The following is a 15,039-nucleotide window of genomic DNA, read 5'->3' as shown; positions in this document are numbered from 1 at the left end:
GTACTAATCCGTCGCGGCGGCGAGTCGGGCTGCCAGCGTCCTGACATGCTCGACAAGCTCCGGGGGTTCGTGCACCCGGAAGTCGAACCCTTTGGTCGTCACGTAGATGGCCAACTCGTCCAGCGAGTTCGACCCGGCCCGCAGGGTGCAGCTGTGCTCGTCGATCGGCTCCAGCGCTCCGGTGGTGGGGGTGATCCGCTCCGCCGCGGTCTCGGCGCTGACGTGCAGGGTGAACCGGGCCTGGTAGCGGTAGGCCGACGTGGAGATCGCCCGCGAGGTGTAGCCGCTGATATCGGGATCCGGTGGGGTGCGCGGGGTGAAGCGGGGGCCGGTGGGCGTGCGCGGGTCGAGGCGGTCCACGCGGTAGGTGCGCCAGTCCCGGCGGTCGACGTCCCAGCCGACGAGATACCAGCGCCGGCCCGTGTGCACCAGTCGGTGGGGCTCGGTCGTGCGGATGCTGGTGGTTCCGTCGTGGGTTCGGTAGTCGAAGCGCAGGCGCAGCGAGTCGCGGCAGGCGGCGGCGATGGCGGTGAGCGTGCCCGGGTCGACGGTGGGGCCGGTGTTGGCCATCGGCACCGTCACCGACCGCAGGGCGTTGATCCGGTGGCGCAGCCGGGACGGCAGTACCTGTTCAAGCTTGGCCAGGGCCCGCACCGAAGTCTCCTCGACGCCGGTGATCGAACCGCCGGCGGCCGTGCGCAGGCCCATCGCGACCGCGACGGCTTCGTCGTCGTCGAGCAGCAGCGGCGGCAGATCCGCACCGGCGCCCAGCCGGTAGCCGGCGGTGCCCGCGGTGGCCTCCACGGGGTAGCCGAGGCCGCGCAGCCGGTCGATGTCGCGGCGCACGGTGCGCGCAGTGATCTCCAGTCGTTCGGCCAGTTCGGCGCCGGACCAGTCACGTCGGGTCTGCAGGAGCGAGAGCAGTCGCAGCAGGCGTGCGGAGGTTTCCCACATGGTTCGAAGTCTGCCACCGTCCTAGGACCGAACTTGACCTAACCGGCTCCTAGGGTTGTCGGTGTGCAGAACAACAGCGAGATCCGGCCCTTCACCATCGACATCCCCCAAGCCGACCTGGACGACCTGCGGGACCGGCTCGCCAGGACCCGGTGGGCCGCGGACCTGCCCGATGTCGGCTGGAGCCGCGGGGTGCCGGTGAGCTACCTCAAGGGGCTGGCCGAGTACTGGCGCGACGGCTACGACTGGCGCGTCCACGAGCGCGAGCTGAACTCCTACCCGCAGTTCACCACCGAGATCGACGGGCAGAACATCCACTTCCTGCACGTGCGCTCGCCCGAGCCGGACGCGCTGCCGCTGATCCTGACCCACGGCTGGCCCGGCTCGATCGTGGAATTCCTGAACGTCATCGGCCCGCTCACCGACCCCCGGGCACACGGCGGCGATCCTGCCGACGCCTTCCACCTGGTGATCCCGTCGATCCCCGGCAGCGGGTTCTCCGGGCCGACCCGCGAGACCGGCTGGGACACCGACCGGGTGACCAGGGCGTTCGCCGAACTGATGAACCGGCTCGGCTACGACCGCTACGGCGCGCAGGGCGGCGACACCGGCGCGGTCGTCTCCCCCGGGCTCGGCCGGCTCAACCCCGACAAGGTCGTCGGCGTGCACGCGAACGGGCTCGCCGCGTTCACCGACGTCGACCCGGACGAGGTGGGGCAGCTGACCGAGGCCGAACGGGCGCGGCTGGCGCACCTGGAGTACCTGAACACCGAGCAGTCCGGCTACGCGATGATCCAGATCAGCCGGCCGCAGACCCTGGCGCACGGGTTGCACGACTCCCCGGTCGGGCAGTTGGCCTGGATCGTGGAGAAGTTCAAGGAGTGGACCGACCCGTCCGCCGAACTGCCCGAGGACGCGGTGGACCGGGATCTGCTGCTCACCAACGTGATGCTGTACTGGCTGACCGGCACCGCCGGGTCCTCGGCCAACAGCTACTACGAGACCGCGCACGCCGGAGCCTGGGGCGCGAGCGAGCGCTCCACCGTGCCGACCGGGGTCGCGGTGTTCCCCATGGACGTGTCGATCCGGCGCACTGTCGAACTCGAACACACCGTCGTGCACTGGTCCGAATTCGGCCGCGGCGGCCACTTCGCCGCCATGGAGGCCCCCGACCTGCTCGTCGACGACGTCCGGGAGTTCTTCGGCAAGCTGCGCTGACACCCGCCGCGGCGGTGTTCGGTGCTCAGACTCAGCGAACGACCGGAATCGACATGGTCAGCAACTCCTGGGCCGCAGCGACCCTCGCCCCGCGGCACCGCCGGCGCCCTTGCGCAAGCGCAAGATAGGCGCTTTTGTGACCACAAACGTTTCACAGAATCAGTGAGAAAGCGCAGCCGAACACGAGAACTCACAACCCTGGTCAATCACGCGGCCACCACCGATGCAGGTCTCGCCGAAACATCGTCTGGTGACCCGTCGACCAGCGGTTCGACAAAAGTCCTCATCATTTTGCACCCGATTTGTCTCACCGACATTGCGCATCGTCGCAGACGCGACTCAGCAGGTTCGTGCGGTTATGCCGTGCTGGTTGCGCGGTAACTGGTCAGGTTGTCCGTAGAGCTTAACCACCTCTGTGGGATGACCTTCTCGGTGGCACCGGCCACCTCGCCACGTGGCTCCCTGGCAGGGCCGTTGGCGTGACTGTCGCCGTTGAAGGCCCGAGCGCAGCCGGAAAGACCCACCGGCCAGGCAGACTTCCCGGCATGACCGATTCCGGCCCAGTACACCCGCCGAGCCCTCCACCGGCGATCGACAAGCCGTGGTGATCAGGCGTCCGCGGACGTGTCAGTTGGCCACGGGCCAGGCACGGCTCCCGCCGGGGTGGTTACGGTGGGTTGTCGGGTGAGAGGTGATGGTCGTGGTGCGGTTGGACCGCCTGGTGAACGTGGTGGGCGGGTACGGGGTGCGGCTGTGCTGCTGTCCGGTGTCGCGGTCGGCGGAGGTGCGCAGCGTGGTCCTGCACGACGCCACGGATGCCCGGGTGGTCGGCGGTGACGTGTTCCTGGCGGTGGGCGCCGTGTCGGTGACCGAGGCCGTGGGCTGGGCGGTGTCCGCGCGGGCGGTCGTGGTGCTGGTCCGGGGCGGCGCCGCGGAGGAGCGGGAGGCGGTCTCGGTCGGCGAGAGCGCGGGTGTGGCGGTGATGGTGGTCGATCCTGCGGTGTCGTGGAGTCAGCTCGCGGGGGTGGTCTACGGGCTGGTGCTGGAGGGTCGGGAGACCGCGTCGGGTCGCGGCCCGACCGACCTGTTCGCCTTGGCCGACAGCCTGGCGGGCGCGGTCGGCGGTGCGGTGACCGTCGAGGACCGGCTGTCGCGGGTGATGGCCTATTCGAGGCTGCAGCAAGGGGCCGACCCTGCCCGATCGGAGACGATCCTGGGGAGGCAGGCACCGGACCGGCTGCGCGCGCTGTTCGACGCGCGTGGGGTGTTCGCGCATCTGGAGTCCTCCGACGAGCCGTTGTTCGTCGAACCGGAACCGGCACACGGACTGACCGGACGGATGGTGGTGGCGGCGCGCGCGGGCCGCGAGCTGTTGGGGTCGGTGTGGGTCGCCTGCGGAGTTCCGCTGACCGGTGTGCGCCGTGCCGCGTTGACCGACGGCGCCCGCACGGTCGCACTCCACCTGCTGCGGTCGCGGGCCAGCGCGGATCTGGAACGCCAGGTGGAGTCCGACCTGGTGATCCGATTGCTGGAGGGGACCGCCGACGCCGCGACGGTGGTCAGCCAGCTCGGACTGCCGCGAGAGGCCCTGCGGGTCATCGCGGTCCACGCGCACGTCGCGTCCGAGCTGCACGCCGCGCTGCTGCTGGCCTTCGAGTGGGCCACCACCGGGTTCGGCTGGTCACGCCCGGGCCGCAGCACCCTGGCGGGCAACACCCTCTACACGATCCTGCCGGGAGAGCAGGCGAGCGCGGCACGGGAGTGGGTGGCCTCGCTGCGTGCCGCGCTGCCCCCGCACGTGACCGTGTCGGCCGGGATCGGCGGGACCTCCTTCGCCGCTGATCTGCCCGCGTCCCGGCAGGAGGCCGACGAATGCCTGGCGCTGCGCGAGGCACGCCCACCGGACACCGTTGCATCGAACACCGTGCCACCGGCCTACGACGAGTCCTGGAACGACATCCTGCTGCAGCGTCTGCGGGCAGCGGCGCGGACAGGGCGGACTCCGGCCCGCGGGCCGGTGGCCGAGCTGCGCAGACACGACACCGAGCACGCCACCGACTACGTGGCGACGCTGCGCGCGTGGCTGGAGGCCCAGGGCGACCTCGCCGACGCCGCCGCCCGGCTCGGCGTGCACCCCAACACCATCCGCAACCGACTCCGCCGGATCGCCGAGCTCACCCCGCTCGACCTGGACGACGCCCGCAAACGCCTCGCCATGATCATCGACTTGGCCGCCGCCGAGAACGACCGATGACACCACTGTAGAACCCGGACAACATCGCCCGTTTGATTGTGGAAAACGGACAAGCGGAGGTGCTCCGCCCGCCCCCATCCTGGCCTTGGACGGCGACACTCGCCTTGGTGTGGAGGTGGTCATGGCTGGTGGTGAGCGCATCGACGGCGGGCCCCGCCGTCAGCGCCCGGCTCGACGCGATCCTCGCCTCCGCGCGTCCGCTGCTGCGCGGAGTGCGTTGGGACGAGCACACCGACGTCAGGGTCGGGCCACGCCCGGTCACACCGGACGGGCGGCCACTCGTCGGGGCGGTACGCGCGCCGGGGATCTACGTCGCGGCCGGGCACGGCATGTGGGGTCTGGCCCACGGCCCGGTCACCGGCTGGCTGCTGGCCGAACAGATCACCACCGGCAAACAGCCCGCCGCACTGCGCGAGTTCGACGCCGTGCGCTGAGAACCCCGCGCCCACCAGTACCCGCCATCACCGCTGATCCACCCTCCCCCGATCCGTGGAGCCGGCGCCCCCCCAGAACCCGACCCCACGGACCCAACCGCCGTCAGGGCGGCCCTCCCCCTCCCCCGGCCGCCCTGACGGCGCCCCACCACACCTCCCGAAACCAGGTCCGAGCGAGCACACCACGGGACACCACATGACCGACACCAGCACCGACCGCGTCTGGCTGACACCACGAGCCCATCACCGGCTCCGCACCGAACTGACCGCACTGCTCACGCCGGCCCCCGCGTCTGGCACCGGCGAACGCGTTGACCAGGACGACCACCGCACGACCCTGACCGGAGCCCGCCATGGCGAGCAACGCACCTACCAGGTCCCCAACGGCGCCACCATCCGAGTCACGCTGATCGAGGCCGTCCCCTACAGCCACGCCGCCAACCCCTCGACCCGCGCCGATACCACCTCCAAGCCGCTGAGCCCCGCAGGGCGCGTGGAGGTTGCAGCAACCCAACCCTGACGGTGTGGACGCCCCCACGGGCCGGACACACCGACACCGCAGGATCACCCGCCACGACACAACCGGAGAGAGACCCCACCGTGGCCCACGCACCCGCAGAACACGCCGCCCCACGAGACCGCCTCGCCGATCACCTGCCCGACCTGCGCGCCATGCTGGAACACCAACGCCGGTTCCGGCTGGAGCAACTGGCCGAACTCGACGCCCTGATCAAGAACACGGCCGAGGACACGGTCGAGGACACCGCGGTACCCGTCCCCGTCATCGGGACCGACGCCGCGCGGCGCGAAGTCACGCTCAAGGTCGCCGCGGCGGCGCGACAAGCGTTGGCGGACATCGACATCGCGCTCGGACTCGTCGCGGCGGGAGACTACGGCCGCTGCCGCGGTTGCCGGACCGACATCCCGATGCTGCTGCTGCGGGCCATCCCCACCTCGCGGTGGTGCCTGACCTGCCGGCAACGCCTCACGCCCGTCGACGGTCCCGACGCCGGTTCGAGCCCGGAGAACGGACTGCCGGCGCACTCCGCCTCCCGAACACCGCGAGGCCACAACCGTCGTCGGCGCCGACGACACGCCCGTGACACCACGGCCAGGCGCCGACACCGCTGCACTCCGCAATCTGTCGCTCTACGCTGAATCGTGACGGGTCGAAAGGCCGGGAACTGCTTGGGCACACCGTTTCGCCGGCAGGTCGCAGGCATCACGTCGGCGTCGGCAGACCCGGTCCGCGCTGTCGATCCTGCGGGCGGACCGCTCGGGGGATCGACGAGATGATTTTGGCCGGCACACCGGTCCTCCGGTGTTGGGATGCATCCAGGGAGGTGCGTCATCATGCTCAGTGACCACGAACAGGAGACTCTGCGCGAGATCCAACGCCAACTGGTCGTCGACGACCCGGACTTCGAGCGATCCTTCCGGGCGCTCGACGCACCCGAACCGACACCGACGGCGGGGCGCCGGTGGCTCTACCCGATGGTCATCGCCATCGCGTCACTTCTCGCCATTCTCATGCTGCTGGCCGGATCACCCGGCAGTGCGCTCGGCTACGGTCTCGTCGCGGGACTGGTCTGGTTGGCCCAGTACTTCCATGACACCGCCGCCCGACGGGAACACGACGATTGACCCGACCACCTCTGCCCAGCCTTCTCGGCACCATCGGGTGGGTGCGTGTTGCCGGCGAGCCGGCGAAGGCCCATGCCGGTACGTGAATCTCCGCGCGCTCAGCGGCACGGGCTGACGGCCGATACCGCCGACGGCGCCCTCTCGCGGAGTCATCGGGAGCTGGGAACGTGAACACTGTTCGGGAGGTCGCGATGAGCAACATCATGGATGGGCCTGTCGTGGCAGGCGTCGACGGATCGGACAGCAGTCTGGGCCGCGGGCGGCGACGTGGCCGAGTGACCGAGGTCAGCGAGGTGCCGAGGTTCCAGGCCATCGACACGAAGCCGGAGCAGTCCTGGCGGTAGCCGTCGCTCCACCAGCTGGTCTGGCTGTAGGGCACGCCCTGGGACGCCCAGGTCTTGGCCCGGTTGATGATCTCGGCGCGGGTCGTGGTCGCCGTCGCCCGCACGGATTCCGCGCTCTGGACGGCGGGAGCCGCGACGGCCGCGGCTCCCCCGAGCAGTGACATGGCGGCGAGCGCGAGGATCAGTCCTCTGACCGCGCGCCGCAAAACGGCTGAACGTCTGGTGGAAACGCCTGCTGCAGATCCGGCGCACTGGGCATCCGCCTGATGGACGTGAACACGCAGGTATACGCGGTGCGACTGCGCGAAATTCGGCACCGAACGATGGCAATCAAGCGCCATGCTCGAGACCCCACCACGTCCCTGGAGGGTGCGCATCCCTTTGTCCGCCGACCGCGGGGACACCTAACGCCACACCGACATCCCTCTTTGGACAGTCACGTGCGCTTTCCGGCTTGTGCGCGGTGGTCATCCTGCGGCGTCGGCCCGGTCCTGCGGTGGTTCCTCGATCGGGAAGAAGATCGCGCTCACCAGGTGCGGGCTGCGGCCGGGCGCGGGCTCGTTGTCCGCCCTGGCCCTGAGGACGTCGCGCAGCGCGCCGATCATCTCGGTGAGCTCGTCGGGGCTGAGCCAGAGGGTGCCCTGCCGGTAGCCGACGGAATCGGCGAACGGGTCGGCTCCCGGCCGGTCGAGGTAGGCGTTGAACTCGGCGAGCAGGGCGGCCATGGCCGCGACGAACCCGCTCGCCCACTCGCCTCTCGACGTCCAGGACGCGTTCTCCCGATGGAAGCTGGAGTGATACCCGCGCCGGTGGTCATCGCGGACAGGGTTCAGTGGTTCTGTCCCCCGTCGGAGGTCACCCAGCGGGCGATGTCCGCGACGACGGCCGGGTCGACGTGTTGTGCCACCTGGTAGTCGGCGGGAGTCGATCGGCCGGTGCCGGGGAAGAACAAGTGGTTGTCGGCGTCGTGGACGCGGATCGTGACGTCCGGTCGGTGCGCGAGGCCCGTCCGCCAGCGGGCGAGGTCGTCCTCGACCGTCACCTGGTAGTCGCGACCGCCTTGGAGGATGAGCATCGGCCGGTCCAGCGCCGCCGCGGTCGACACCGGGTCGTAGCCGCGCAGGTCGAGCCAGTACGCGCCGGTCAGCCCGAACGGCAGTGCTTCCACCGGCGTGGCGGGTGACAGGTCGGGGCTGTCGACCACCGCGGCCTGCCGGGTGATCGTCTCGACAGCGGCGTCTGCGGCGGGGCCTGGATTGAGCGAGGCCAGGTAGCGGATGACGCGGATCGCGGCCCGGTGCATCGGTTGCGTGTCGCCGGCCAGGATCACCAGTCCGGCGACGGACGGCTCGGCGGTCGCGACCCGTGGGGCGACCTTGCCTCCCATGCTGTGGCCGAGGACGAAGACGCGTGCGGGGTCCACCGTCGGCTGCTGCCGGAGCACGTGGACGGCGGCGATCGCGTGCGGCACGTACTCGTCGGCCATCGTGAAGTCCGGTGTGTCCGCCACGAGGGCGCCGTGGGTGTGGGTGACCTTGTCGAAGCGCAGCACCGCCACACCTCGACTCGCCAGGCCCCAGGCCAGGTCCTTGAGCGGTTTGTTGGGCCCGGTGGTCGCGTCGCGGTCGAACGGGCCGCCACCGCTGAGCAGCACCACACCGGGCCGTGGGCCGTCGCCCCGGGGAAGGCTCACCGTGCCGGACACGGCAAGCGGACCGGAACCGATCGTGACGTCGTGCTCGTCGAACGCTTCCGGGTCGGCGTAAGGCGGCGGCGCCCACGACGCGGCGACCGCCTGCGCGAGTTGCAGACCGTGCAGCCTGCCCACGTCGTCGATCGCCACGACCACCGTGACTGCCCCGTGCTCGCACTCGACCGGAACGCTCACCTGGACCAGCCCCGTCCCGGCCGGCTCGCTCACCGGCTCACCGACGCCGGACACCGCCCCGATCCCCGTCACCCACGCAGCGCGCACCGCCTCCGCGTCGATCAACGCCCGCAGCGGCGGGGCGAACAGCTTCTCGATCTCCGCGAAGCGCCCGGCGCGCGCCAGCTCGACAACCGCGACGCCGGTCGCCTCCGGGCCGGTTCCCAGCACCATCGGACACCCACCTTTCTCAGTTTTGCGAACGGTAGCAGATATGAGATCGTAAAGAGGTGGACACGACGGAACTCCTGACGCACCCGGTGCGGCTGCGCGTCGTGCACGCGATGCGCGGGGGCCGGACGCTCACGACCGCCGAGCTGTGCGCCCTGATACCGGACGTCTCGAAGGCGACCGTCTACCGGCACGTCGACCTGCTCGCCACCGGCGGGGTCCTGGAGGTGGCCGACGAACGCCGGGTGCGCGGCGCCGTGGAGCGCCGATACCGGCTGCGCCAGGACCGGGCGGTGATCGACGCCGAGACGGCCGCGTCGGCGTCACCCGACGACTACCGACGCGCGTTCGCCGCCGCGATGGCCGCCCTGCACGCCGAGTTCAACGCCTACCTCGACCGGGACGGCGCCGACCCGGCGACAGACCTCGTCGGCTTCCGACAGCACGGGATCTGGCTCAGCCGGGACGAACTCCTCGACCTGATCGGCGAACTGCGCGCCGCGATCGCACCCCGCCTCGCGAACCACGCCACGCCGGACCGCTCGCGCTACCTGCTCAGCCCGATCCTGTTCCCGACCGAGGAACCGCACACCGAAGCCAGTGGGTGACCGGGCGATTGGCCGTCGTACCGGTCAGGTGAGGTCCGCGACGCGTTCCACTTCGGCGGCGCGGCCGGGCCACGATCAGCACGTCACCGCGGTCGACCACGGTGACGGCAGTGGCATAGGTGAAGCCCTCCCCCGGTCGTTTGACGCCGACCACGGTGACGCCGTACTTCGAACGCAGTCGGCAGCGTCATGATCCGAACCCACCCACCTGGAACAGCACCAGCACCACGATCCCGTCGAACACCGACCAGCACGACGCCGTCGACCACGGCCGGCCCGGTCCCGGTGACACCGGACATCGAGGGTGAACAGAGCGGTCAACAGCCCCGCTGGACGGCCGGTCTCGGTCGCGACGGGGAAGCATCAGCAACGCCGTGGCGGCGAGGAAGGCGAGAACCACGAGACGGGCGGGATGCCGCCAACCAGGCGTCCGCCGCCGCAAGCTGATCCTGGTGCTCACCGGGCCTATCGCAACCTGGTCGGGGATGGTGATCGGGAATCCTGTCCGTCCTCAATCGACGGCACCGGACCGGCCGTTCACGGGTCGACCGCTGTCATCGCCTTGCTGGCGGTTCCGTCGGAACGCCCACCTTCGTCAGCTGCTCGGGTGGCGCAGCACGTTGTCGGCGAATGTCCCGATGATACTGGCCGCTCGACCCGCCGGACGCCCGGTACCGCCGGTACCGGAAGGAGTGACCGTGCGTGCGATGCGAGGCGCCGACTTGGATGCGGCGGTCGGTCTCCAGTTGGAGTTGGCGCGGTGGAACCAGCAGTTCGGCGGCAGGGTGCCGCGGCCCTCGACCGAGGCGAACTCGCGCCGGATATTGGGCGCGAGACTCGCGTGGCCCACCTCGTCCTGGACGTGGGTGGCGGAGGTTGCCGGCGCGGTCACCGGTCTTGTCGTGGTGACCCCGACTGAACGGGCGGACCGGGTCGCCGCGTCGGTGGCAGCCGGCCCTGTCGCCTATGTGGGCTGCCTGGTCGTGGGTGCCGGGCATCGCGGTGATGGTGTCGGGGCCGCGCTCGTGGCGACTGCGCATGACGCTCTGGACGCCGCGGGTGTCGGGGTGACCTTGTTGCACTACTACGCCATGAACCCGCTGTCGGCGCCGTTCCGACACCGCTGCGGATACCGTCCACTGTGGACTGAATGGTCCCGCAGGCCCGCAGGAATGCGATGAAGGAGCCGTGCTCCTGTCAGCCATCAGAGTGCGAACCTGCAGCAGCCTAACGCGCAGGTCAGACCTTACGGCCGACTTCTGGAACCCCGCAGGGGCATTGCGTGACCACAATGGACACAACGGGAATCCCGTTGCGTCGGAGGAAGAAGTCGCCGCGGTGCCGCTGTCGAGTCGGCGGTGCTCGGTTCCCGGAGTGACCGCGATCGGCGGCGCGGTAGCCGGCCGGTTCCACGTGCGGATGCACATCCGCAAGCCCCCACCCCGAGTCCAGCCCCGACCTCGCGGACGCGGGCTGCCGTCCGTGCCGGGCGTGTGGATCCGCAGCCGGGTGCGCGCACTTCGCGGGTCGAGGTTGAACGTTCACGTCGTGCTGCGAATGGGCGTTGCGCACATTTGTCCGCGGCCGTTAACGTGCCGACAAGCCCTTGCCGCCCTTCGTCCGGAAGGAGAGTCATGCAGCTCAGACACGCGTTATCCGCTGTTCTGCCAGCCGTGGCCGGCGTGATCGCCCTGATCACCACGGCCGCCGCCGCATCGGCCTCGGACACCAGGTCCTCGGCGCAGGCCGCCTGCCGCTTCGAGTACACGGTCACCAATTTCGCGGGTGGCTTCGGGGCCCTGCTGACGGTGACGAACATCGGCCCGGACCCGGCGAACGGCTGGTGGGTCGAGTTCGACCTGGCCCCTGGTGCCGTCATCCAGAGCACCTACGGAGGCAAGTTCCTCTCGTACAGCGGCCACATCCAGGTCAACGCCCCCGACTGGCTCCCGAACCTGGCCCCTGGCCGGTACGCCAACATCGGATTCAACGGACGCAACGCCAACATCACCGGCGTCGCCGTCTCCAACGTCACCCTGAACGACGTCCCTTGCACCACCTGACCGCGACATCCGTCCCGTCATCCGCCGGATCGTCGAGTGCGGCATGGGCACCGGAGGACGTCCTGGTGATCGGCCGGCACGTCGCCGTCACCCAGGGACGCTGCCATGTTGGTGAGAAACCGCGCCCGATCCTACGACTGCGCCGAAGCGTCGGTCACCGCGTTGACCGGGACAGCGCCATGTCGGCCATCACCTCGACGCCTTGGCCACGGCCACGGCGTCCCACTGCTCGAAACAGCGGTTTGCCCTGATCGGGCTCCTTGTTGGATGCACGGAAGACCGGCGATGGAGGCGGTGTGACGGTATCACGGCGGAACGTGTTGCGGTGGGTGGGTGCGGCGGTGGCCACGGGTGCGGCGGTCGTCGCCGGAGATGCGGTCGCGGACGCGCGGCCGGCGCGGTGGGCGCGGCTGCGCGCTCATCTGGCCGGTGAGCTGCTGCTGCCCGGCGACGACGGCTACGACACCGCGCGGCTGCCGTTCAACTCGCTGTTCGACCACCACCGGCCGGCCGGGATCGCCCGGTGCGTGCGGCCGGAGGACGTGCAGCGCTGCCTGGAGGAGGCACGCCGGTCCGGCATCCGGGTGGCCGCCCGCAGCGGCGGGCACGGCTACGCCGCCTATTCCACCCCGCACGACGGCCTGGTGGTCGACCTCGCGCCGATGGCCGGGGTCGAGGTGCGGCCCGACGGCACCGCCGTGGTCGGCGCGGGCGCACGCCTCGGTGACGTCTACGCGGCGCTCGCCGCCGCCGGCCGGTGCCTGCCGCTGGGCAACTGCCCGTCCGTCGGCATCGCGGGGTTCACCCTCGGCGGCGGCCTGGGCTGGCTGCAACGCACGTACGGCCTCGCGTGCGACTGGCTGCGTGCCGCCCGGGTGATCACGGTGGACAGCCGGGTGGTCACCGCGTCGGAGGACCGTGAACCCGATCTGTTCTGGGCGTTGCGCGGCGGTGGGGGCGGCAACTTCGGCGTGGTCACGTCGTTCGGGTTCGCCACCGTGCCGGTGCCGGAGGTGCTGACCGTGTTCCGCGTCCGGTTCCCGGCCGGGTCGGCGGCGGACGTGCTCGGCGGCTGGCAGCCGTGGAGCGTGGCGCTGCCCGAGGAGGTGTCCAGCTCCTGCGTGGCCATGCCGGACGGCGCGGTGGACGTCTTCGGCTGCGCGGTCGGGCGCGAGGGGATGGTGCTCGGGGAGTTGGCCCACCTGCTCGACGCGGTCGGCGTCGACGCGCCGATCGAACACGCCGAGGTCGACTACCCGACCGCGACGGCGATCATGACCGGCGGTCAGCCGACCCGCAACGCGTTCCGCGCGTCGTCGCGGATCGCGGAGCGGTGGGACGACCCGGCGGCGGTGGCGGACACGGTGCGCGGCATGGACAGCGCGCTGCTCATCGTGGGCGCGCTCGGCGGGGCGATCGACCGGCGGACGCCGACGGACACGGCCTACCCGCACCGCGGCGCGCCGACGTCCGTCGAGGTCTTCGGCACCGTCGGCGACCTGCCCCCCGAGCAGGTCACGCGTGAGGTGGACCAGGCGCAGTCGGCGTTGGCGGGCCTGATCGGCACCGGCACGTACATCAACTACCTGGACCCGGAGCAGCAGGACTGGGCGCGGACGGCGTACCGGCACAACCTGCGCCGGCTGCGTGCCGTGGCCCGCCGCTACGACCCGGACCGCGTCCTGCGGTTCCCGCAGGCGGTGCGCTGAGCGTCGATTCCAGGGTCCTGAACGCAGGACTCCGGTCAAGTTGTGACGCCGGCGCCCTAGTGAAGCGCTCCGGGATTGGTGGAGATTCTGATGCGCCCGGGGTTCGACGGAGTCGGCTCACCGGACTTCATGCCACGGGCTGGACTGTATGGAGCCTTTCATACTCGATCGGGGTGAGCATCCCCAGGGCGTTAGCCCGGATCTTTCGTGTGGGTGGCGGCCTGGCTTGAGGCCGTGCCCAGCGGCTGTCGGTGAACCGCAGCTGCGCGCCGGGGTGGGGTCGTTCCTTGCGGATCACGACCCGCATCCCTTTCGGCCATCAGGACAGGTCCGGCACGCCGGTGGCCTCGGCGACCCACGCCCCGTCGCGCGGGGAGCACTCGTCGTCGTAGGCCGGTGTCCACGCGTGCGGGGATCAGGGCGAGGTGTGCGACCGCGTCGTCGGGCAGGGTGAACCCCCGCGAGTAGCCCAGTTTCCTTGCGTGCAGCCATTCGCTGAACTCGTGGGTGCCGCCGGCGGCGTCGTGCGGATGAGGACCTTGCGCCCGACGCGTCCGCCTTGGGCAAGGCCTGGACAAGCCATATCCTTGCAGCTCGGAGCGCCTTTCTCTGTGATCCGGCGACCCTCACGCCAATCCCCGTGAAAGCAGTGGGTTAGGGTCTGTCCTCAAGGGTGACCTACGGGCACCCCTGCATCGCCTGTCACCAACGTCCCCGCACAGCGCAGCTAGCGTGCACGGAGCAGGAAGCCGTGTTCCACCAGGCTGGTCAGGCCGAACTTCTCGACCATCCGATGGCTCGGCCTGGGCTCCGCGGCCACGTGCTCGACCTCGAACGCGTGCCCGAAGCGGTCGACGATCTCCTCCGGCCCGACGGTAAACGGCGGCGTCGACAGCCTCGGGTGGTATTCCAGGGTGTTGATGAAGTACCGGGTACCAGGCCGCACCAGCCGGGTGATCGCCTCGGCGTAGCGCCGCCGCATGTCGTACGGGAACGCGATCAGCGCGGCCCGGTCGTACACCAGGTCCACCGGGCCGAGTGCCTCCGGCGTCAGCTTGAAGATGTCCTGGCGGCGGATCACGAGGTTGCCGCAGCGGAACACGTCGGGCTCCTCCTCCACCGGGTCCAAGTCGTTCTCGGCGAAGAACTCCGCGACTGCCCTGGGCACCAGCTCGACCCCGACGACCTCCGCCGCCGACTCCGCGAAGAACCGCAGGTCGGCGGTCTTGCCGCAGAGCGGCACCAAGACCCGGGCGCCGGCCACCAGGCCTAGCCGGGCCAGCAGCAGGGCGTGCTCGTGCACGTCCGGCAGGTGGAAGCTCGTCTTCGTGCCGCCCAGCGCCCAGGAGTCGTACCAGAACTCGGATTCCATGCTGGACTAGAGGTGCGCGGAGCGTGCTGGAGACGGGTCCGAACGGGTGATGTTCTGCTCGGTCGGCCGACTGGGCAGAACATCACCCGTCGTTCGGTCGGCACCCGAGCCGAAAGGCGCACGGCCCAAGCACCTGAGCCGATCCGGGGGGCAGGTGGATGGCCGAGGACGTGGCTGCGGTGATCCGAGCGTTCGGAATCGCAGGTCGACGTCGCCGGTGCAGTTCTGCGTGCGCTGTCGGCGGTCGACATGGTTCAGTCTCGTCGCACGGGCTGCCGACATCGCGCTGACTGTCCACACTGCATGGACGTAACGCCCCGCACGTCGAGACCCGCGCGATC

At 70.5% G+C, this 15,039-nt stretch carries 14 protein-coding genes and 2 pseudogenes; 11 read left to right on the top strand and 5 right to left on the bottom strand.

Annotated elements, in window-relative coordinates; translation table 11 throughout:
* Positions 1–3 precede the first annotated feature (3 nt).
* Entirely contained in the window at positions 4–954 is a 951-nt protein-coding gene (locus tag ALI22I_RS05810) for a helix-turn-helix transcriptional regulator (protein ID WP_077004519.1), read from the bottom strand.
* Between the two features lie 63 nt (positions 955–1,017).
* Here ALI22I_RS05810 and ALI22I_RS05805 point away from each other — a divergent pair, with 63 nt between their 5' ends.
* From ALI22I_RS05805 to ALI22I_RS50450, 7 genes and pseudogenes are all read left to right on the top strand, one after another.
* On the top strand, positions 1,018–2,172 hold the full coding sequence (locus ALI22I_RS05805) for an epoxide hydrolase family protein (RefSeq protein WP_077004485.1): 1,155 nt from the start codon (positions 1,018–1,020) through the stop codon (positions 2,170–2,172).
* 700 nt (positions 2,173–2,872) lie between these two features.
* Entirely contained in the window at positions 2,873–4,426 is a 1,554-nt protein-coding gene (locus ALI22I_RS05800) for a PucR family transcriptional regulator (RefSeq protein WP_077004518.1), read from the top strand.
* Between the two features lie 152 nt (positions 4,427–4,578).
* A pseudogene (locus ALI22I_RS05795) lies at positions 4,579–4,860 on the top strand (NAD(P)/FAD-dependent oxidoreductase); the annotation flags it as partial.
* 196 nt (positions 4,861–5,056) lie between these two features.
* Entirely contained in the window at positions 5,057–5,380 is a 324-nt protein-coding gene (locus ALI22I_RS48725; RefSeq protein ID WP_143531989.1) for a hypothetical protein, read from the top strand.
* An 80-nt stretch (positions 5,381–5,460) separates the two neighbouring features.
* Positions 5,461–6,018: a TraR/DksA family transcriptional regulator gene (locus tag ALI22I_RS05785; RefSeq protein WP_077004484.1), complete on the top strand. Its 558-nt coding sequence runs from the start codon at positions 5,461–5,463 to the stop codon at positions 6,016–6,018.
* Between the two features lie 195 nt (positions 6,019–6,213).
* Complete coding sequence (locus ALI22I_RS05780) at positions 6,214–6,504, top strand: DUF3040 domain-containing protein (RefSeq protein ID WP_077004483.1); 291 nt, start codon at positions 6,214–6,216, stop codon at positions 6,502–6,504.
* 167 nt (positions 6,505–6,671) lie between these two features.
* A complete protein-coding gene (locus ALI22I_RS50450; RefSeq protein WP_179118112.1) occupies positions 6,672–6,848 on the top strand; it encodes a hypothetical protein in 177 nt (58 codons plus the stop codon).
* Between the two features lie 467 nt (positions 6,849–7,315).
* Here ALI22I_RS50450 and ALI22I_RS05775 read toward each other — a convergent pair whose 3' ends face one another.
* On the bottom strand, positions 7,316–7,573 hold the full coding sequence (locus ALI22I_RS05775; protein WP_077004482.1) for a hypothetical protein: 258 nt from the start codon (positions 7,571–7,573) through the stop codon (positions 7,316–7,318).
* Positions 7,574–7,677: 104 nt separating this feature from the next.
* Positions 7,678–8,949: an alpha/beta hydrolase gene (locus ALI22I_RS05770; RefSeq protein WP_077004481.1), complete on the bottom strand. Its 1,272-nt coding sequence runs from the start codon at positions 8,947–8,949 to the stop codon at positions 7,678–7,680.
* Between the two features lie 56 nt (positions 8,950–9,005).
* Here ALI22I_RS05770 and ALI22I_RS05765 point away from each other — a divergent pair, with 56 nt between their 5' ends.
* From ALI22I_RS05765 to ALI22I_RS05745, 4 genes are all read left to right on the top strand, one after another.
* Complete coding sequence (locus ALI22I_RS05765; RefSeq protein ID WP_077004480.1) at positions 9,006–9,554, top strand: helix-turn-helix domain-containing protein; 549 nt, start codon at positions 9,006–9,008, stop codon at positions 9,552–9,554.
* Positions 9,555–10,261: 707 nt separating this feature from the next.
* The gene (locus ALI22I_RS05755; RefSeq protein ID WP_238598140.1) at positions 10,262–10,735 is read left to right on the top strand and encodes a GNAT family N-acetyltransferase; all 474 of its coding nucleotides are present in this window, start codon (positions 10,262–10,264) and stop codon (positions 10,733–10,735) included.
* A gap of 453 nt (positions 10,736–11,188) precedes the next feature.
* The gene (locus tag ALI22I_RS05750; protein WP_083751456.1) at positions 11,189–11,617 is read left to right on the top strand and encodes a cellulose binding domain-containing protein; all 429 of its coding nucleotides are present in this window, start codon (positions 11,189–11,191) and stop codon (positions 11,615–11,617) included.
* Positions 11,618–11,913: 296 nt separating this feature from the next.
* Positions 11,914–13,326, top strand: a complete 1,413-nt coding sequence (locus ALI22I_RS05745) for an FAD-dependent oxidoreductase (RefSeq protein ID WP_143531986.1) — start codon at positions 11,914–11,916, stop codon at positions 13,324–13,326.
* A 247-nt stretch (positions 13,327–13,573) separates the two neighbouring features.
* Here ALI22I_RS05745 and ALI22I_RS55375 read toward each other — a convergent pair.
* A pseudogene (locus ALI22I_RS55375) lies at positions 13,574–13,879 on the bottom strand (transposase); the annotation flags it as partial.
* Between the two features lie 174 nt (positions 13,880–14,053).
* The gene (locus ALI22I_RS05740) at positions 14,054–14,698 is read right to left on the bottom strand and encodes a thiopurine S-methyltransferase (protein ID WP_077004477.1); all 645 of its coding nucleotides are present in this window, start codon (positions 14,696–14,698) and stop codon (positions 14,054–14,056) included.
* Between the last annotated feature and the right edge of the window lie 341 nt (positions 14,699–15,039).

Source organism: Saccharothrix sp. ALI-22-I (genome assembly GCF_001984175.1).
GTDB lineage: Bacteria > Actinomycetota > Actinomycetes > Mycobacteriales > Pseudonocardiaceae > Actinosynnema.
Note: the sequence above shows the minus strand (reverse complement) of the source record. Positions and strands in the feature narration are given on the sequence as shown.

Bases quoted from the DNA above. Each gene is read 5' to 3' on its own strand.
- ALI22I_RS05810 (WP_077004519.1), bottom strand. From the start codon at position 954: ATGTGGGAAACCTCCGCACGCCTGCTGCGACTGCTCTCGCTCCTGCAG.
- ALI22I_RS48725 (WP_143531989.1), top strand. From the start codon at position 5,057: ATGACCGACACCAGCACCGACCGCGTCTGGCTGACACCACGAGCCCAT.
- ALI22I_RS05780 (WP_077004483.1), top strand. From the start codon at position 6,214: ATGCTCAGTGACCACGAACAGGAGACTCTGCGCGAGATCCAACGCCAA.
- ALI22I_RS05775 (WP_077004482.1), bottom strand. From the start codon at position 7,573: ATGGCCGCCCTGCTCGCCGAGTTCAACGCCTACCTCGACCGGCCGGGA.
- ALI22I_RS05770 (WP_077004481.1), bottom strand. From the start codon at position 8,949: ATGGTGCTGGGAACCGGCCCGGAGGCGACCGGCGTCGCGGTTGTCGAG.
- ALI22I_RS05755 (WP_238598140.1), top strand. From the start codon at position 10,262: ATGCGAGGCGCCGACTTGGATGCGGCGGTCGGTCTCCAGTTGGAGTTG.
- ALI22I_RS05750 (WP_083751456.1), top strand. From the start codon at position 11,189: ATGCAGCTCAGACACGCGTTATCCGCTGTTCTGCCAGCCGTGGCCGGC.
- ALI22I_RS05740 (WP_077004477.1), bottom strand. From the start codon at position 14,698: ATGGAATCCGAGTTCTGGTACGACTCCTGGGCGCTGGGCGGCACGAAG.